The sequence below is a fragment of the Achromobacter colocynthidis genome (assembly GCF_057334535.1).
Map to the genome: position 1 here is coordinate 123,216 of NZ_JBHFIZ010000032.1, position 17,320 is coordinate 140,535.

The 17,320-nt window shown below is 65.8% G+C and carries 17 protein-coding genes; 10 read left to right on the forward strand and 7 right to left on the reverse strand.

Going from position 1 to position 17,320, the window contains the following annotated elements; translation table 11 throughout:
- The first annotated feature begins 12 nt into the window (after positions 1 to 12).
- The 8 genes from ACE04A_RS14705 to pdxK all read left to right on the forward strand — a co-directional run bounded on the left by ACE04A_RS14705 (position 13) and on the right by pdxK (position 6,779).
- Positions 13 to 726: a TonB C-terminal domain-containing protein gene (locus ACE04A_RS14705; RefSeq protein ID WP_050450158.1), complete on the forward strand. Its 714-nt coding sequence runs from the start codon at positions 13 to 15 to the stop codon at positions 724 to 726.
- Positions 727 to 762: 36 nt separating this feature from the next.
- Entirely contained in the window at positions 763 to 2,460 is a 1,698-nt protein-coding gene (locus ACE04A_RS14710) for a putative porin (protein WP_485820249.1), read from the forward strand.
- A 10-nt stretch (positions 2,461 to 2,470) separates the two neighbouring features.
- Positions 2,471 to 3,208, forward strand: a complete 738-nt coding sequence (locus tag ACE04A_RS14715) for a DNA repair protein (protein WP_279995627.1) — start codon at positions 2,471 to 2,473, stop codon at positions 3,206 to 3,208.
- Between the two features lie 39 nt (positions 3,209 to 3,247).
- Positions 3,248 to 3,805 (forward strand): YbjN domain-containing protein, encoded by a 558-nt coding sequence (locus tag ACE04A_RS14720; RefSeq protein ID WP_259245772.1) that lies wholly within the window; start codon positions 3,248 to 3,250, stop codon positions 3,803 to 3,805.
- Between the two features lie 29 nt (positions 3,806 to 3,834).
- Positions 3,835 to 4,914 (forward strand): peptidylprolyl isomerase, encoded by a 1,080-nt coding sequence (locus ACE04A_RS14725; protein ID WP_485820250.1) that lies wholly within the window; start codon positions 3,835 to 3,837, stop codon positions 4,912 to 4,914.
- Positions 4,898 to 5,359, forward strand: coding sequence for an MbcA/ParS/Xre antitoxin family protein (locus ACE04A_RS14730; RefSeq protein WP_259245774.1), 462 nt, complete (start codon positions 4,898 to 4,900; stop codon positions 5,357 to 5,359). Before ACE04A_RS14725 ends, ACE04A_RS14730 begins: the two co-directional genes overlap by 17 nt.
- Positions 5,356 to 5,853: an RES family NAD+ phosphorylase gene (locus ACE04A_RS14735; RefSeq protein WP_448717493.1), complete on the forward strand. Its 498-nt coding sequence runs from the start codon at positions 5,356 to 5,358 to the stop codon at positions 5,851 to 5,853. The genes ACE04A_RS14730 and ACE04A_RS14735 overlap by 4 nt, the downstream gene beginning before the upstream one ends.
- Positions 5,854 to 5,915: 62 nt before the next feature.
- Positions 5,916 to 6,779 (forward strand): pyridoxine/pyridoxal/pyridoxamine kinase, encoded by an 864-nt coding sequence (gene pdxK, locus ACE04A_RS14740; protein WP_448717491.1) that lies wholly within the window; start codon positions 5,916 to 5,918, stop codon positions 6,777 to 6,779.
- A 71-nt stretch (positions 6,780 to 6,850) separates the two neighbouring features.
- Here pdxK and cynS read toward each other — a convergent pair whose 3' ends face one another.
- The 6 genes from cynS to ACE04A_RS14770 form a co-directional block, all read right to left on the reverse strand.
- Positions 6,851 to 7,294, reverse strand: coding sequence for a cyanase (gene cynS, locus ACE04A_RS14745; protein ID WP_448717639.1), 444 nt, complete (start codon positions 7,292 to 7,294; stop codon positions 6,851 to 6,853).
- 11 nt (positions 7,295 to 7,305) lie between these two features.
- Entirely contained in the window at positions 7,306 to 8,100 is a 795-nt protein-coding gene (locus tag ACE04A_RS14750) for an ABC transporter ATP-binding protein (protein ID WP_448717490.1), read from the reverse strand.
- 4 nt (positions 8,101 to 8,104) lie between these two features.
- Positions 8,105 to 8,947: a nitrate ABC transporter permease gene (gene ntrB / locus ACE04A_RS14755; RefSeq protein ID WP_259245778.1), complete on the reverse strand. Its 843-nt coding sequence runs from the start codon at positions 8,945 to 8,947 to the stop codon at positions 8,105 to 8,107.
- Positions 8,947 to 10,293 (reverse strand): CmpA/NrtA family ABC transporter substrate-binding protein, encoded by a 1,347-nt coding sequence (locus tag ACE04A_RS14760; RefSeq protein WP_391430618.1) that lies wholly within the window; start codon positions 10,291 to 10,293, stop codon positions 8,947 to 8,949. Before ACE04A_RS14760 ends, ntrB begins: the two co-directional genes overlap by 1 nt.
- A 136-nt stretch (positions 10,294 to 10,429) precedes the next feature.
- The gene (locus ACE04A_RS14765; RefSeq protein ID WP_050450344.1) at positions 10,430 to 11,068 is read right to left on the reverse strand and encodes a response regulator; all 639 of its coding nucleotides are present in this window, start codon (positions 11,066 to 11,068) and stop codon (positions 10,430 to 10,432) included.
- A gap of 36 nt (positions 11,069 to 11,104) precedes the next feature.
- Entirely contained in the window at positions 11,105 to 12,247 is a 1,143-nt protein-coding gene (locus ACE04A_RS14770) for a sensor histidine kinase (protein ID WP_447990614.1), read from the reverse strand.
- Between the two features lie 1,272 nt (positions 12,248 to 13,519).
- Between ACE04A_RS14770 and ACE04A_RS14775 the strand changes: the two genes are divergently transcribed.
- Positions 13,520 to 14,452: an N-carbamoyl-D-amino-acid hydrolase gene (locus tag ACE04A_RS14775; protein ID WP_185975378.1), complete on the forward strand. Its 933-nt coding sequence runs from the start codon at positions 13,520 to 13,522 to the stop codon at positions 14,450 to 14,452.
- A gap of 351 nt (positions 14,453 to 14,803) precedes the next feature.
- Positions 14,804 to 15,742, forward strand: a complete 939-nt coding sequence (gene lhpI, locus ACE04A_RS14780; protein WP_485820251.1) for a bifunctional Delta(1)-pyrroline-2-carboxylate/Delta(1)-piperideine-2-carboxylate reductase — start codon at positions 14,804 to 14,806, stop codon at positions 15,740 to 15,742.
- A gap of 128 nt (positions 15,743 to 15,870) precedes the next feature.
- On the opposite strand, the gene ACE04A_RS14785 is transcribed toward lhpI, so the two are convergent.
- A complete protein-coding gene (locus ACE04A_RS14785; protein ID WP_259245782.1) occupies positions 15,871 to 17,163 on the reverse strand; it encodes a phospholipase A in 1,293 nt (430 codons plus the stop codon).
- Between the last annotated feature and the right edge of the window lie 157 nt (positions 17,164 to 17,320).

The following is a 17,320-nucleotide window of genomic DNA, read 5'->3' on the forward strand; positions in this document are numbered from 1 at the left end:
GGAACCGACGTCATGCCGCAACATGCATCCGATTCCTCGCGCGATCCGCATCCGGCGCGCCGCTGGCTGAAGCTGGCGGCCGTGGTGGTGGCGGCGATCGTGGCGGCCTACGCGCTTTGGCGCTGGGCCAACGATATGTCCGGCGTCCGGCGCGATGCGCCCAAGGTCACGGCCATCATCCCGCTGCCGCCACCCCCGCCGCCGCCACCCGAACCCGAGAAGCCGCCGGAACCCGAGCAGCCCAAGGAAGAGCCCGTGGCCACGCCCGAGCCCGAACCGCAGCCCACGCCCGAACCGCCCAAGCCGCAGGACGAGGCGCCGCCGCGCCCGGCCGACGACCTGGCCAACCCGATGCAGATCGATGGTGACGCGCAAGCCGGCAGCGACGCCTTCAACATCGGCGCGGGGCAGGGCAAGGGCATGTCGGGCGGGGGCGGTGGCCGCGCGGGCAACGCCACCTACAGCCAATACCTGGCCTATGCGCTGCAGAAGATCCTGCGCGAAGACGAACGCACCCGCAATCTGACTTTCCGCCTGCAAGCCAACATCTGGCTCACGGCGTCGGGCCAGGTCACCCGGGTGGAGCTGACCCGTGGCAGCGGCGACGCCGACGTCGACGCCCGCGTGATCGCCGCGCTGCGCGCCGTGCCGGGCCTGGACGAACGTCCGCCGGCCTCGGCCAGCATGCCCATCCGTGCCTCGCTGACTGGCCGCCGCCCGTCTTGATGTCTCACATTGAATTGATCCTGGAGTGACAAGAGCATGAAGTTCCCATTGAACCGGTTGGCGGCATCGCTGGCGTTGGCCGTGGCGGGCGCCGCCTCGCTGCCGGCGTACAGCGCGCCCGCGCCGTCCGAGAACGCCACCATCAACCTGATCCGCCTGCTGGTGCAGCAAGGCGTGCTCAAGCCCGAACAGGCCAACGCGCTGGTCGCACAGGCCGAGGCCGAAGCCCAGGCCGCGCGCAGCGCCCCGCCCGCCGACCGCGGCGCCGCCGTGGCGCAAGGGGGCGACGTGCGCGTGCCCTACATTCCGCAGACCGTGCGTGACCAGATTCGCGACGAGGTCAAGGCTGAAGTCATGGTGCAGGCCAAGGAAGAGAACTGGGCACAGCCCAACACCTTCCCGGAATGGGTGTCGCGCATCACGGTGGAAGGCGACGTCCGCGTGCGTGACGAATCGCGCTTCTACAACGGCGGCAACAGCGACGAGATTGTCAATTTCGCCAAGCTCAACGCCAACGGCCCGTACGACGTCAACAAGAACACCAACGGCGGCTATCCGCCCATGCTGAACACACGCGAAGACCGCCGCAACCAGTTGCGCATTCGCGCTCGCCTAGGCGTGCGCGCCGATATTTCCGAAGCCTGGACGGCCGGCATCCGCTTGGCCACCGGCAGCGACGACAGCCCGGTTTCCACGTCCCAGACGCTGGGCGGCGGCATGGGCAAGAAGGAAATCTGGCTTGACCAGGCCTACCTGACCTATCGTCCCGCGAAGTGGGCCACCGTAACGGGCGGGCGCATCGCCAACCCGTTTGAATCCACCGACACGCTGTTCTCCAACGATCTGAATTTCGACGGTATCGCGGCCATTTTCAAGCAGCCCCTGCAAGGCCGTGATGTGACCTTGTTCGGCACGCTGGGCGCGTTTGCGACCGAGTACGCCAACAACGGCTGGAACTCGTCGTCGATGACGGAAGGCGCAAGCGAAAACAAATGGCTGCTGGGCGCGCAGGTGGGCGCCGACTGGAAGGTCAACAACCAGAACAGCCTGCGCGGCGCGCTGGCCTACTACCACTTTGACAACATCGCCGGCAAGCGCTCAAGCGCGTGCTCGCCGTGGGCAGGCGACGAAAACTGCGACACCGACTGGTCGCGTCCCGCCTTCATGCAAAAGGGCAACACGCTGTTCCTCTTGCGCAACATCGCCCCCAACCCGCTTGACCCGGCCAACACGCCGGAGCCGCAGTACGTGGGCCTGGCCTCGAAGTTCGATCTGCTGGACCTGAACCTGCGTTGGGATACCCGCGTGTTCGATGGCCTGGGCCTGCGCGTGAACGGCAACTTCATCCACAACCTGGCCTACAGCAAGGGCAAGATGGCGAGCCGCTCGCAGGGCTATATCGTCAACAACTTCGACGACAACGGCAACGTCGAAAGCGGCCCCAACGCCTGGATGCTGCAAGCCACCTTGGGCCGTTCGTACGACCTGAAAGACAAGGGCGACTGGCTGGCCTTCGTTGGCTACAAGTACATCCAGCCGGATGCGCTGCCCGATGCCTTCAACGATTCGTCGTTCCACCAGGGCGGCACCAACGCGCGCGGCTACTACATCGGCGCGGGCTATGCCTTCGAAAAGAACGTGTATGGCGTGTTCCGCTGGATGAGCACCAAGGAGATCTACGGTGAACCCCTGGCCATCGACACCATGCAGTTCGAAATCAATGCCAGGTTCTAAGGCCATGGACATGCACATCGTATGGGATGAGTCCCGCCATTCCCCCACGGCCGGGCGCGGCCGGCGCCTGGCCGCCGCCGTTGCGCTGTGCGCGGCGGGCCTGAGCCTCGCGGGCGGCGCGCAGGCCGAAACCATGGAAGAGCGCCTGCGCGCCCAGTTGCGCAGCACCACGCAGCAGCTACAGCAATTGCAAAGCGAGCAGGCGCAGATCAACGCGGCCAAGGCGGCCACCCAAGCGCAGCTTGACGCCGCGCAGAAGGAGCTGGAATCGCTGCGCGCGCAGTTGGCAAAGAGCCGTGGGCAGGCCGAGAAGCTGGCGGCGCAGCAAGACGCCTTGACGGAAAGCGCCCAGGCCCAAGTGGCCGCCAGCCATGCGCAACTGGGCAAGTTCAAGGGCGCCTACGACGAACTGTTGACCTTGGCGCGCACCAAGGAAACGGAGCGGGTGGCGCTGGCGCGCAACCTGGCGCAGCGTGATGAAGAGGTCAAGGTGTGCGTGGCGAAGAACCGCGAGATGTATGCGGCAGGCAAAGAGATTCTGAATGCCTATGAACGCATCAGCACGGGCGACATTCTGGCGCTCAAGCAACCGTTCGCGGGCAAGGCGCGCGTGCAGTTTGAAGAGCAGGCGCAGGCCTACGGCGACAAGCTCTACGACGCGCAAGCGCCCCAGAGTCAAGCGCCCCAGAGTCAAGCGCCCCAGAGTCAAGCTCCCCAAAGTCAAGCTGCTGCAACGTCCAAGCCGTAGCCTTGCCGCATGCTTAATCTTTATTCCTGGAAACCTGAAATGACCGAATCGAACCTGATTCTTGATGTGAACGCCGAACGCCTGCAAGCCCTGCTGCAATCCGTAGGCTACCGCGTAACGCTGTCCGAGCAGAACGGCATGGTGCAACTGTTGAGCGCCAGCCAGGGCGTGGGCTTTGCCGCGCGCATGGGCAACCCGGCCCAGCAGGATGGCCATTATCTGGACTACACGCTGAGCTGCGCGCTGCGTGTGCAAGGCGAGCTGCCGGCCGGGCTGGCCGACCGATGGAACGTCGAAAAGCGCTTTGCCCGCCTGTCGGTGCAAGGCGTGTTCCTGGTGCTGGAACTGGACGTGATCGTGGCCGGCGGCGTGTCGGAATCGTATCTGCGCGCCACGACCGAACTGTGGGACCGCTTGCTGCAAGAATTTCTGTTGTTCTTGCGCGCGAATGCCTCGGCGGAGCAGGGCGAGGCGGGGCAAGCTGAGGGCCGGGCAGAACAGCAATCCGATCAGCAAACCGAACAGCGAGCTGAACAGCAAACCGAACAGCGAGCTGAACAGGAAGCCGACGCGGCCGAGACAACGGCGGCGGCGTAACGCCGCTTGCCTGGCAAAGGGTGCGATCCATGACCAAGACACTGACTTCCAACAAGCAACTGCGCGTGACGGCGGCCGTGCTGCTTATCGCCGTGCTGGCGGGCGCCGTTGCGTTGATGCGCGGCAACGATGCCCAAAGCAGCGAGCCCGCTCCGGCACCGGCCAAAGCCGTGGCGTCCGCCGCGCCCGTGGCTTCACCGCCCGGCGCCACGGCGGCCAAGGTCGCGGCGGCAGCTCCGGCTCTCCAAATGCCGGCCATTGCCACCTTGGGCGCCGTGCGTGTCGAACGCGATGAATTGATGCGCCAATTGCAAGCCCTGCCGCCGCAGGCGCGTCAGCAATTGCAGGACAACCGCGCGGGCCTGGACCAGTGGCTGCGCGGGCGTCTGGCAGAGAAGGCGCTGATCGAGCAGGCGCGCGCGCAGGGCTGGCAGGACAAGCCCGAGATCAAACAGGCCATCCAGGCGGCCCAGGAACGCATCGTGGTGCAAAGCTATCTGGAATCCGTCAGCCGCGCACCGGACGATTACCCCGGCGATGCGGAGCTGCAAGCCGCCTACGAACGCGCCAAGCCGCAACTGAGCGAGCCGGCGCAATACCGCGTCAGCCAGATTTTCCTGCCCGCGCCATTAGCGGATGCCGACGCGGTTGCAGCGGCGCGCAAGCAGGCGCTGGACCTGGCCAAGCGGGCGCAGGCGCCCAAGGCCGACTTTGCGGCGCTGGCGCAGGCCAATTCGCGCGACGAGACCTCGCGCGCGCAGGGCGGCGACATCGGCTATGTGCCGTTGGCGCAGTTGACGCCGGAGATGCGCCCGGTGGTGCAGCAGATGAAAGCGGGCGACGTGTCCGCCCCGGTGCAGTCGGCTGCCGGCTTCCATATCCTGAAGCTGGCGGCGTCGCGGCCGGCCAGCGTGACGCCGTTCGACCAAGTCAGGCCGGCGCTGCGCGCCGCGCTGCGTAACCAACGTCAGGAACTGGCCGCGCGGGCCTATCTGGAGGGTTTGCTGAATGCCGGAACCGTCAGCATCGATGGCGCAGCCCTCAATGCCGCGTCCCCCCCCCCCCCCCCCGCCCAGGCAAGCGCGCCGTCCGTTGCCCGCGCTCCGTGACGCGGCAAGCGCCGTCACGCTGGCCCTGGACGAACGCCTGACGCGCGTGCTGGGCCACGCCCAGCCGCCCGCCAGCTTGCGAGACGCGGCGGCGCTATTGCAAGCGCTGCGCCAGACGTTCCCGAATGATCTTGCGCGCTGGTTTCCGTTGATACCCGTGGGCATGCCTCTGGGAATGTCCACGGGAATGCCGGCATCCGCGACCGCGCAGTCACCGCGCGCGTGGGGCCTGGACCTGGCCGACCTGCGCGTGTTGCATCGCGCGATTCGCGTGGTGTGGTTGGCCGAGCTGGTGTTCGGCGACCGCGAGCAGGCGGTTCGCTGGCTAAGCGCCCCCAAACGGCGGCTGCTTGGACGGGTGCCGTTGTGGGTGTGCCAGCATGGCCGCTATGCCGCCCTGATCGAACAATGGCTGGTGGATATCGACGAAGGAAACGGTCCATGATTGCGCTGTGGCGTTTGAGCAATGCCCAGGACTTGCAGCCGCGCGCGCTGCCGGCGGGCCGTTGGCACGAGGCGGGCGCCCCGGTGATCGTGCTGGACGCAAGCCCGGCCGCCGCGGTGTTCGCGCGGCTGGCGCTGGCTGAGGTGGCGCATCCAGACGCCTTGCCACGCGATTACCTGCTGCTGGAGGTACAGGCGCCCGGCCGCGCGGTGGGCGTGGCCGAGCCACCGCTGCATTGGCAGACCGATCTGCGCGCCACGCGGGCGGTGGGCGACGCCTGGCTGGCGGCCGGCGACACCCTGTTGCTGCGCGTGCCGACCGCCACGGGCGGCGTCCAGTATTTGCTGAACACCGAGCATCCGCAAATGGGGCAATGCCAGGTCGTGTCGTCGGTGGCCTATCCTTACGCGCCGCACCTTGGCGGTGTCGTCCGCGCAGTGCGGGACGGCGCCGCCTGGGTGGCCGCGGCATGCGAGGGCGCCACAGCGGACTAGAATGTTGCGCAGCCGGCCGCTTGCCGGCATGCAACCTTAAGTTCCTGCCAGGAGCCCGCCGTATGACCGCCATTTCCGCTGCCCCCACGCCCGGCGCAGCGTTGCCCGCCTTCACCGCGCAGGTGGACGTCATTTCGATCCAATCCCAAGTCGTCTACGGCTATGTCGGCAACAACGCCGCCATGCCGATCTTCCGCCGCGCGGGCCTGCGCGCCATCGCGGTGCCCACGGTGGTGCTGAGCAACACGCCGCACTATCCCACGCTGCATGGCGGCGCGGTGCCCTTGGACTGGTTCGCCGGTTTGTTGAAGGGGTTGGACGAGCGCGGCGTGACCCGCGTGGCGCGCGCCGTGGTCTGCGGGTATCTGGGGCAGCCGGGGCAGGCGGACCTGCTGGCAGGCTGGCTGCCGGCCTTGCGCGCCGCGCGGCCGGACGTGCGTGTGCATATCGACCCTGTCATGGGCGACCGCAACGACGGTTTGTATGTGGACGCGGGCCTGGTCGCGCAATACCGCGACTTGCTGGTGCCGCTGGCCGACGGCATGACGCCGAATCACTTTGAACTTGAAATGCTGGTGGGCCGACCCTTGGCGACGATGGACGAGGTGGCGGCGGCGGCGCGTGAACTGATCGCGTTGGGGCCGCAATGGATTGTGGTGACCAGCGCCGCGCCGATGGCGGCGGAACCGGGCGCCTTGCAGTTGGCGGTGGTCACGCGCGACACGCTCGACGTTGTGACGCATCCGGAAATCGCCATCCCGCCATCGGTGCATGGCACCGGCGACGTGTTCATGGCCAGCCTGACGGCCAGGCTGTTGACCGGGCAGGACCTGCTTGAGGCTGCGCGCGAGGCGGCGGCGCAAGTCACGGCCACCTTGCAGCGCACGCGCGAGCTGGGCTGGGAAGAGCTGGCGGTGGAAGGCTAGGCCAGCTCGCAGCCAAAATCAGCAACCCAAGCGCGCCCCGGTCTTGACGGGGGGCGCGCCAGCTCAACGCATCAATACATCTTGTACGGCAGGAACTTGCCGCTCATCACGATCTGCACGCGGTCGCCCTTGGGGTCGGCTTCGCGCTGCAAGTCCATCTTGAAATCGATGGCGCTCATGATGCCGTCGCCGAATTCTTCGTTGATCAGCGCCTTGAACGTAGTGCCGTAGACGTTGATCAGCTCATAGAAGCGGTAGATCAGCGGGTCGGTGGGCACCGTGGTGGGCAGCGAGCCCTTGTAGGGCACCACTTGCAACTGCACCACGGCGTCGTCGGGCAGGTCCAGGATGCGGGCGGCGGCCAGGGCTTGTTCCTCGGTCATTGTCATCTGGCCCAGCAGCGCGGCGGTGGTCCATTCCTTGCTTTGGCCAACGGCTTCGGCGATGGCGTTCCAGGACAGCTTCTTTTCCAGTTTGCGGGTAACGACCAGTTCGGTCACTTCAGCGCGGGACATCATGATGGGTGTCACTCCTTGTGGGATGCCTTGTCGACCAGGAAGTCGACGAGATGGTTGCGGATGTCGTAATAGCGGGGTTCGTGGTGCAGGCTGGCGCGGGTCCGGTCGCGCGGCAGGTCCACGCTGACGGACTCGGCAATGCGGGCGTAGGGGCCCGCGCTCATGAGCAGGATGCGGTCCGACAGCAGGATGGCTTCGTCCACGTCGTGCGTGATCATGAATACGGTCTGGCGGGTTTGCTGCACGATGCCGCGCAGCTCGTCCTGGATGGTGCCGCGCGTCAATGCGTCGAGCGCGCCGAAGGGTTCGTCCAGCAACAGCATCTTGGGCTGGATGGCGAAGGCGCGCGCAATGCCCACGCGCTGCTTCATGCCGCCCGACAGTTCGCTGGGCTTCTTGCCGGCCGCCTGCGCCAGGCCCACCATGTCCAGGTAGCGCAGGCTGTGTTCGCGCACTTGCTCGCGGGTATAGGCGGGCCAGCGCGAACGCACGCCGAATTCCACGTTTTGCAGCGCGGTCAGCCAGGGCAGCAGCGCATGCGCCTGAAACACCACGCCGCGCTCCAGCGACGGGCCCGAGATCTGGCGGCCGTCCATGATGACGACGCCTTCGTTGGTGTCGTCGATGCCGGCCAGCACGTTCAGGATGGTGGTCTTGCCGCAGCCGGAATGGCCGATCACGCAGACGAACTGGCCTTGCTCGATGTCGAAATCAACGTTCTCGAAGACGGGCGGCTGGGGCTGGCCGTTGCGCCCCGGGTAGCGTTTGCCAAGGCCTTGGACTTGCAGGAATGCATGGCTCATGGCGTTATTCCCGATAGCTGACCAGCCGCGCGACGCGAGCCAGCGCGGTGTCCAGCAGCATGCCGATCAGGCCGATGAAAAAGATGGCGCAGATGATGTTGGCAATCGACAGGTTGTTCCATTCATTCCACACGAAGTAGCCGATGCCCGTGCCGCCGATCAGCATTTCAGCGGCCACGATCACCAGCCAGGCGATGCCCACCGATATACGCATGCCGGTCATGATGGTGGGCGCGGCGGCGGGCAAAATCACTTGCAAGGCGGTGCGCAGGCGCGACACTTCCAGCGTGCGCGCCACGTTCAGCCAGTCTTGCCGCACGGCGCCTACGCCGAAGGCGGTGTTCACCAGCATCGGCCATAACGAGCAGATGAAGATGACGAAGATGGCGGACGTGTCGGCGTCCTTGATCGTGTAGAGCGCCAGAGGCATCCAGGCCAAGGGTGAAATCGGCTTGAGCACCTGGATGAAGGGGTCGAAGGCGCGGTAGACGGTCTTGGACATGCCGATCAGAAAGCCCAGCGGTATCGCCACCAGTGCGGCCAGGCTGAAGCCGGCCAGTACGCGCGCTATCGAATAGCCCAGTTGCACGCCGATGCCTTTGTCGTTGGGGCCACGGTCGTAGAACGGATCCTTCAGGTGTTGCCACAGCTTTTCGCCGACGTCGGCCGGGCCGGGAAACGGCGTCTTGGAGCCGCTGGCCGCGGCATTGCCGACCAGCGCGGCGTAGGCCGGGTCCACCGTCACGTCGCCCGTGTCGGGGCGCGTGGCGGCGTGCCACAGCAGCAGAAACGCCAGGAACAGCGCGACGGACAGGAACGTCGCCCGCCAATATTGCACCGACCGCATCAGGTTCTCCGGATCTTGAAGCTGGCCAGATAGGCCTCGGGCTGTGCGGGGTCAAACGGCTTGCCCATGACGCTGAAGGTCTTGGCCGTTTCGGCGGGCGGGGTCAGGCCGGCCTCGCGCATCAGGCGCACGGCGTCGGTCGCCAGGAAGACCTCGCTGGCCACCTTCTGGTAGTCGATGTCGCCCTTGACCTGGCCCCAGCGCTTCATCTGCGTCAGGATCCACACCGCAAACGACTGCCACGGCATGGGATCGAAGTCGATGCGGTTGGGGTCGGTCAGCACTTTGCCCAGGCCGTCGGCGTAGGTGCCGGTCAGCACCTGTTCGACCACGGTGACGGGCTGGTTCAGGTAGTTGGGCGCGGCGATGGCGGCGGCGATTTCCTTGCGATTGGCGGGGTTGCGGGCGTAGGCGGTGGCTTCGATGATGGACTTCAACAAGGCCTGGTAGGTGTTGGGCATGGTCTTCACGAATTCCTGGCTGGCGGCGAAGGCGCAGCAGGGGTGACCGTCCCAGATGTTCTTGGACAGGGTGTGGATGAAGCCCACGCCGTCGTAGACCGCGCGTTGGTTGACCGGGTCCGGCGCCAGGAAGCCGTCGATGTTGTCGGCGCGCAGGTTGGCCACCATTTCAGGGGGCGGCACGGAACGGATCTGCACGTCGGTGTCGGGGTCCAGGCCGTGTTCGGCCAGGTAGTAGCGCAACAGGTAGTTGTGCATGGAATAGTCGAACGGGACGGCGAACTTGAAGCCCTTCCAGTCCTTGGGGTCGCGGCGGTCCTTGTGTTTCATGGACAGCGTGATGGCCTGGCCGTTGATGTTTTCCACGGCGGGCATGGTCCACGGCACGGCGCGGCTGGCGCCGACGCCCAGCGAGATGGCCAGCGGCATGGGGGACAACATGTGGGCGGCGTCGTATTCGCCGGACATGGCCTTGTCGCGCACCAGGGCCCAGCCGGCGGTCTTGACCACTTCCACGTCCAGGCCCTGTTTGGCATAGAAGCCCATGGGGTGGGCCATGATGATGGGCGTGGCGCAGGTGATGGGAATGAAGCCGACCTTCAGCTTTTGTTTTTCCAGCGGGCCGGTGGATTGCGCGAAGGCTTCGCGGGCGGCGGCCAGCGGGAAGATCGACGCAATGGCGGCCATGGCGGTGCCACCACCCACGGCGCGCAGGAAGCGGCGGCGCAGGCCGTCTTCCGGGAACAGGGCGCGCATCACCGCCTGGTCGACGGCGTTGTCCGTGACGGATTGCACGGCGCGTTCATGTTCGGCTTGCGAGGCGTGGCGGCCGCAGCCGCAGGCAAGACGGCTGTTGGCGTCGAACGGATTGCTGAATAGGGACATGGGATGGCTCCGGCCAGAGGGGGATTGGAGCCATCATGGGGCCGGGCGCGCGGGGCCGGTATCCCCGGTTCGACGATATGCGTGTAGGGGGTCTACTACGCGGTGCGACGCTGCGCCGTGCTGGTGCGCAAGGCGGCTACAGCGCACCCAGGTGGTGCGTGTTGGCGTAGGCCACCAGTTCCACGAGCGTGCGCACGCCGAGCTTTTCGAAGATGCGGCTGCGGTAGGTGGAGATGGTGTTGACCGACAGGGCCAACTGTTCGCCGATGGCGGATACCGAACGGCCGGCCACCAGCAATTGCAAGACCTGGAATTCGCGGTTGGACAGTTGTTCGTGCGGGGGGCGGGTGCTGTCCTGGCGAACGGTGTGGGCCAGGAGTTCAGCCACGGTGGGGGTGACGTAGAGCTTGCCGGCGGCGGCGTTGATCAGGGCGGACAGCAGTTCGTCGGGGTCGCAGCCTTTGTTCAGGTAGGCGTGCGCGCCGGTGCGCAGGGCGCGCACGGCGAACTGGGTTTCGGGGTAGACGGACAGCATGACGACGCCCAGGGCGGGGTAGTCGGCGCGCACGGTTTTCAGGACGTCGAGCCCGTCGCGTTCGCCCAGGGCCACGTCCAGCACCATGGCGTCGTAGCGGGTCTGGCGCAGGGCGCGCAGGGCGGAAGGGGCGTCGGCGGCTTCGTGCACGAGGGCGACGCGCGGGTCTTCTTCCAGGATGCGGGCCAGGCCTCGGCGGATGATGAGGTGGTCGTCGACGATGAGCAGGTTCAGGGCCATGGGGCGGGACAAGTAGGGGTCAGGCGCTGGCGGGATTCAGGCGCAGGTGGGGTTCAGACGCAGGCGGGCGCGCATGCCGGCGCCGGGGGCGCTGTCCAGGGCAAGGTCGCCGCCAATGCCGCGGGCGCGTTCGCGCATGCCAAGTATGCCGAAGGTGTGGCGGGCTTCTGGCAGTTGCATGCCGATGCCGTCGTCTTCCACGGTAAGCAGCAGGCCGTCGTCGCTCCAGACGGCGCTGACGCTGACGCTGCGGGCGCAGGCGTGGCGCTGCACGTTGGTCAGCAGTTCCTGGACGATTCGGTAGACGGCGATTTCGGCGTTTCGGTCAAGGCGGCGGCGTTCGGTGTCGGGCGGGCACAGGTAGCGGCATTGCAGGCCGGTGCGGGTTTGCAGGTCTTGCAGCAAAGTTTCCAGGGCGGCCCACAGGCCCAGGTGGTCAAGCACGACAGGGCGCAGGTCGCTGAGGATGCGGCGGGTGGCGCCCATGGCGGTCTGGGTGACTTCGAGCATGCGGTCGACGTGGGTTTGCAGTGCGGGCGTGGCGCCCAGTTGGCGGCGCAGCCAGTTCAGGTCCAGTTGCAGGGCGGTGAATGAGGCGCCGAGGTCGTCATGGATGTTGCGGGCGATGTGGGCGCGCTCTTCTTCGCGCAGGGTGGACAGGTGGGAGGACAGGCGCCGCAGGGAATCATGGGCGTTGCTGAGTTCGGCGGTGCGTTCGCCGACGCGGCGTTCCAGCAGGGCCTGGGTGCTGTGCAGTTCGCGTTCGATGCGCTTGCGGTCGGTGATGTCTGAAAACGTGACGACGGCGCCGACGACTTCCTGTTCGTTGCGGATGGGGTAGGAGGCGTATTGGGCGTCAAAGCAGGAACCGTCGCGGCGCCAGAGCACTTCGTCGTCCACGCGCACGCCACGGCCTTCACGAAAGGCCTGGAAGATGCGGCAGTCATGCACGGGCATCAGGGCGCGGTCGGCGTGGGAGTGATGGATGAGGTAGTGCATGTTGCGGCCAACGACTTCGTCGGGGGTGTAGCCCAGCAAGGTGGCGCCGGCGCCGTTGATGAAGATGCAACGGCCACGCAGGTCGATCCCGTAAATGCCTTCGCCAGCGGATTCCAGCAACATTTCCAACTGACGACGCCAGGCGGCGTGGTGGGATAGGTGGTTCAGGTCGGCGAACATGATGGGATTTATTGCGGGGGCGGCGGGCGGGCGGATTTTGGGGGGAGTTTACGGGAGGCTTGGTGCGGGAGAGGGGAGGGAATGCCCTTGGTGTGCGGGGCTTGAGATGCAAGGGGGGCGAGTCTTGAGATGCTTGGGGTGTGGTTCTTGAGATGATCGAGGCGTGGTGCCTGGGATGCGCCGGGTGCGGTTCTTGAGAAGCACAGGGTGTGGTTTTAGATGCCAGGGTGTGGTTCTTGAGATGCCCGGGGCGTGGTTCTTGAGAAGCGCAGGGTGTGGTTCTTGAGATGCCCGGGGTGCGGTTCTTGAGATGCACGGGGTGTGGTTCTTGAGACGCCCGGGGCGGCGGCGTCCTGGCGTCGCGGGTCAACGATTGCGGTCCGGAGCCTTCGCTCCGGACTGCCCCATCGTCATCCTCGTTGCCGCCTGCGGCGGCTGCCTTCGGATTCCCTCGGGCTTATCGACTCCCCGCGCCACCAGGCCGCCACCACCCCGAGCTGCGCCGCAGAAACTTGTCGGTTGCTGGGGCGGGCGGTGTGCTTGGCATGCTTCTGTGAGGCCGGTGAGGGATTGGAAAAGTGTGCAGGGCCGCCAAAGCCGGCCGCCCGGGCGGCCTCTTTTGGCATTTGGTTTGGCGGCATTTTCCGGGCGTGATCCGACGGACCTCGCTTGGCATGTGATGCGACGACCGCCGTCGGCACCTGAACCGACGGACCTCTCTTGGCGTGTGATCCCACGACCGTTGCCAGCACCTGATTCGGCGGACCTATCTTCGGCGCCTGACTCGACGGACCTATCCTCGGCACCTGATTCGACGGACCTATCCTCGGCACCTGACGCGACGGTACTTTGTAGGATGGGTGAAGCGCGGCACGCCCGTCACGCGAAATCCGACGCTTAACGCGCGCAACCCATCACGATCCACCCACACCAACCGCCCTCGAGGCACACGCCCGACACTGCGGGGAAACCCGATATAAAAGTTTGCATGGCGTCCATGATCCAGGGTTATGCCTCGGCCGTCCGCCAACACCGTCCGCGTGCTGAATCCTCAATCCAATCAGCGCCTTAGCGACAATCCCCGCCCCGGCCACCGCCCACCGCAACCCAACGGCTCACGGTATCGCAAAGTCGCGAAGGCATGCATGCTTCTTTCCTACGGTCGCGCGCGCCATTCGCCGCCGCCATCTGCCACCCCCCCGGCACTCGAACCCCATTCGAAACGAACCCCTGGAGATTGACATCGTGAGTAACGCATCCCCCGCCCGCAAAATGGGCCTGGCGGTCGCCCAGATGGGCGCCGTGAACCTTGCCGACACCCGCGCGGTGGTTGTGCGCCGTCTGGTCGAGATGATGCGCGAGGCCGCTGGTCGCAAGGCGGAATTTGTCGTGTTCCCGGAACTCGCCCTGACGACCTTCTTCCCGCGCTACTGGATGGAAGACGCGGAAGCGGTTGACCGCTTCTTTGAAAAGTCCATGCCCAATGCCGATGTGCAGCCGCTGTTCGACACCGCGCGCGAGCTGGGCATCGGGTTTTACCTGGGCTATGCGGAAGTGACTCCGGAAGGCCGCCAGTTCAACACCGCCATCTTGGTTGACCGTACGGCCAAGATCATCGGCAAGTACCGCAAGATCCATCTGCCGGGGCATTCCGACCACAAGGTCGACGCGCCGTTCCAGCATCTGGAAAAGAAGTTCTTTGAAGTTGGTGACCTGGGCTTTGGCGTATGGGAGACCAACGACGTCAAGATCGGCATGTGCCTGTGCAATGACCGCCGCTGGCCCGAGACGTACCGCGTGATGTCGTTGCAAAGCGCCGAGCTGATCGTGCTGGGCTACAACACGCCGTCGCTGAACATCCATTGGAACGAACCGGCGCACTGGCGCACCACCACGCACGAGATCGTGTTGCAGGCCAGCGCCTATCAGAACGCGGTGTGGGTCGGCGCTGCCGGCAAGTGCGGCCATGAAGACGGCCACCACATGATTGGCAGTTCGATGATCGTGGCGCCGTCCGGCGAGATCGTGGCGCGTTCCAGCGGCGAGGAAGACGAAGTGATTACCGCGAAGATCGATCTGGCCATGGGCCAGACCTTCCGCGAACACGTCTTCAATTTCGCTAAACATCGCAGCCCGCAGCACTACAAGCTGATCACCGAACGCACCGGCGCGGGTGATCCGCTACCCGTGCCGGACGTGGCTTAAGCCCGGTTGAAAATTGCCTGCGTTATCGCAGGCAATTTTTTGGCGACCAGGGATAGCTGCGCCAGGCAATGCCTTCAATGGAGGGCTGGGGCGCATCGGGGAATGTCTTGGCAATGACTGGCGCAGGCGCAATTCAGGAATGTCTTGGCATTGGAGGGCTGGGGCTCATCCAGGAATGCCAGTGGCAATGGATGGTGAAGGTTCAATCCGGAGTTGGGGCAGGTGCACCAAAAGCTCCCCGCGTGAGTGCGGGATCTCGACAATCCGGCCCTCGATCATCACACCCAAGGTCCGCGCTGCTAGACTGCCTGCGGCTCTTTGATTCGTTGACTCTCTTCAGGCACTGATCCCATGCGCTTTATCGACACCGAACAGACTCGCGGCGCCCTGTCATTCGACGCCGTCATTCCCGCCCTGCGCGAGGCCTTCCGCGAAGGCGCCACCGTGCCCACGCGGCACGTCCACGCCATTCAGTCGGGCACGGCCCACGGCACCACGCTGATCATGCCCGCCTGGAGCGACCGGGGTTATTTCGGCGTGAAGATCATCAACATCTTTCCCGAGAACACGCACCAGGGCCTGCCCGGCCTGCACGCCACGTACAACCTGTACAGCGCCACGACCGGCGTGCCGATCGCGCAGGTGGATGGCGACATCGTTACCGTCTACCGCACGGCGGGCGCGGCCGCGCGGGGTGCGGACTATCTGGCGCGCAAGGAGGCAAGCACGCTGCTGATCGTGGGCTCGGGCCGCATCGCGGGCCTGGTGGCGCAAGCCATGCGTACCGTGCGTCCGATCCAGCGTGTGATGGTGTGGAATGTGCGCGAGGCCGGCGCCCAGGCATTGGCGGAAAGCCTGCGTGCACAGGGCATTGATGCCCAGGCCACGACCGACCTGGAATCCGCCGCGCGTGCGGCCGACATCATCAGTTGCGCCACCTTGTCCACCGTGCCGCTGATTCAGGGCGCCTGGTTGCGCCCCGGCACGCACCTGGACCTGATCGGCAGCTTCACGCCCGAGATGCGTGAGACGGACCCGGCCTGCTTTGACGGCACGACGGTTTACGTGGATACCGACGAAGCCCCCACCAAATCCGGCGACCTGCTGTCAGCCTTCGACGCCGGCGTGCTGACCCGCGACGCCATCCAGGGCAATCTGCACCAACTCACCACCGGCGCCCGCCCGGGTCGTCAAAACGATCAGGAAATCACGGTCTTCAAGGCCGTCGGCAGCGCCCTGGAAGACCTGACGCTAGCCACCCTCGTCTACGAATCCCTGAACCCGAGCTGACGCTGGCATCGTAGGATGGGTGAAGCGCGGGAAAAACGACAAAAGAACCCCGCCCCCCCAACGCGCGCAACCCATCACCACACCGCACGCAAACACCCACCCCTTAACCTACGCACCCCCCATCACCCTCAAGGCACCAACGACAACCCCACCCGGAACTGCGATTCATTGCGCTGGTTATACCCAAGCAACGTCTCCCCGTACCCGTTGAAATACTGCAAGTGCAGATACCCGTTCATGTTCAACCACGTGCGTTGCAGCGGCCAGGCAAAGTCCAGCTGCGTCGTGCGGCGTTTCTGGTCGCCTTGGCGGTACATCGCGGACACCACTGCGCCGTTGTCTTGCGCCCAGCGCAATTGCCAATCCACGTGGCCGGCGTAATCGGCGTAGTCGCGGTTCTCATCGGCCACGCCGAAGTAAGCCTTGACCTTGGGCGCGAAGGTCAGCGTGCTGCCGCCGTCGAAGCGGTAGTGGAAGCGCGGTTCGATATAGCCGTCGTTGACTGAACGCGATTCGTCGCCGTCCTTGCCGTTGGAGCTGTGCTCCACGCCGGTGTTCATGCCGAAGCGCCAGTTCTGGTTGGCGGATTGCCAGATGCTGTCCGACAGCCAGAAGGCGCTGGGGTTGAAGGTGGTGTCGATGAAGGGCATGGAATCGCCCTGCAAATCCCACAGCGAAGTCTGCGTGTACGCCAGGTAGAAGTTCTCTCCCCAGGTTGCCGGGCGGTCGCCCGTCGGGCTGAAGAGGCGGTACTTGGCGCTGATCTGAAAGCGGGCGGTGGTGCGGCCGCGGGTGCCGATGTCGAAGTAGACGGGCTTGTATTCCGAGATGGAACTGCGGAAGCGGTCGAACGCGGTTTGCGGCTGCACGGTCGGCGCAACGGTGGCGTCGGGCGCGGGGCCCACATCGGGCGAGGCCCCCGCCGCCGTGACGGCGGCCACGGGCACGGGCTGGCCGCTGCGCGCATCCACCACGGGGCCTTGGGCCGGCGTGCTGGCCAGCGTGCCGGTTTCGCGGCCGGTGGCGTCCAGCGCCATCAAGGACGGCTCGCCTTCAATGGACACGGCTTGCAGGCCGCGCGCGGTGCTGGGCACGACGGCGGTCCATGCCATGCGGGCAAAGTTGTTGACGGGCACGCTGTAGCTTGCGCGGTCACCGTCCAGCTTGGCCAGGCTGCGCACGATCTGGCCGTCCTGGCTGCGCCATTGCAGCACCAATTCGGGTGGCGCTTGCCAGTTGGCGCGTGCGCTGCCTTCGTTGAAGTACACGGCTTCGATGGTGACGGTCTCGCCGGGGGCGGCGGACGGGCGGTCCATTCGGTACGACACGCCTGCCGCGGCCGAGCCGGCGGCGCTCAGGGCGACGGCGGCGGTCAGGGTGCGCAGGGCGAAGTAGGGGGGTGCAGGTCGGCGTAGGGACATGGGGACGGTGTGCTTTTCTTGTGACGAAGAAATGTAGCATCGCCTGCCGCAACTGTTTGTAAGCCAGGCTTATCGGATGTAGGCCATGTAATAAACAGGTGTTACGCAGGATGTCGTGCGACGACCCAAGCAACAAGGCCCCGCGCGGATTCAACCG

Bases quoted from the DNA above. Each gene is read 5' to 3' on its own strand.
- ACE04A_RS14715 (WP_279995627.1), top strand. From the start codon at position 2,471: ATGCACATCGTATGGGATGAGTCCCGCCATTCCCCCACGGCCGGGCGC.
- ACE04A_RS14710 (WP_485820249.1), top strand. From the start codon at position 763: ATGAAGTTCCCATTGAACCGGTTGGCGGCATCGCTGGCGTTGGCCGTG.
- cynS (WP_448717639.1), bottom strand. From the start codon at position 7,294: ATGTCCCGCGCTGAAGTGACCGAACTGGTCGTTACCCGCAAACTGGAA.
- ACE04A_RS14785 (WP_259245782.1), bottom strand. From the start codon at position 17,163: ATGTCCCTACGCCGACCTGCACCCCCCTACTTCGCCCTGCGCACCCTG.
- ACE04A_RS14725 (WP_485820250.1), top strand. From the start codon at position 3,835: ATGACCAAGACACTGACTTCCAACAAGCAACTGCGCGTGACGGCGGCC.
- ACE04A_RS14705 (WP_050450158.1), top strand. From the start codon at position 13: ATGCCGCAACATGCATCCGATTCCTCGCGCGATCCGCATCCGGCGCGC.
- ACE04A_RS14735 (WP_448717493.1), top strand. From the start codon at position 5,356: ATGATTGCGCTGTGGCGTTTGAGCAATGCCCAGGACTTGCAGCCGCGC.
- ntrB (WP_259245778.1), bottom strand. From the start codon at position 8,947: ATGCGGTCGGTGCAATATTGGCGGGCGACGTTCCTGTCCGTCGCGCTG.
- ACE04A_RS14720 (WP_259245772.1), top strand. From the start codon at position 3,248: ATGACCGAATCGAACCTGATTCTTGATGTGAACGCCGAACGCCTGCAA.
- ACE04A_RS14760 (WP_391430618.1), bottom strand. From the start codon at position 10,293: ATGTCCCTATTCAGCAATCCGTTCGACGCCAACAGCCGTCTTGCCTGC.
- ACE04A_RS14765 (WP_050450344.1), bottom strand. From the start codon at position 11,068: ATGGCCCTGAACCTGCTCATCGTCGACGACCACCTCATCATCCGCCGA.
- pdxK (WP_448717491.1), top strand. From the start codon at position 5,916: ATGACCGCCATTTCCGCTGCCCCCACGCCCGGCGCAGCGTTGCCCGCC.
- ACE04A_RS14770 (WP_447990614.1), bottom strand. From the start codon at position 12,247: ATGTTCGCCGACCTGAACCACCTATCCCACCACGCCGCCTGGCGTCGT.
- ACE04A_RS14775 (WP_185975378.1), top strand. From the start codon at position 13,520: ATGGGCCTGGCGGTCGCCCAGATGGGCGCCGTGAACCTTGCCGACACC.
- ACE04A_RS14750 (WP_448717490.1), bottom strand. From the start codon at position 8,100: ATGAGCCATGCATTCCTGCAAGTCCAAGGCCTTGGCAAACGCTACCCG.
- lhpI (WP_485820251.1), top strand. From the start codon at position 14,804: ATGCGCTTTATCGACACCGAACAGACTCGCGGCGCCCTGTCATTCGAC.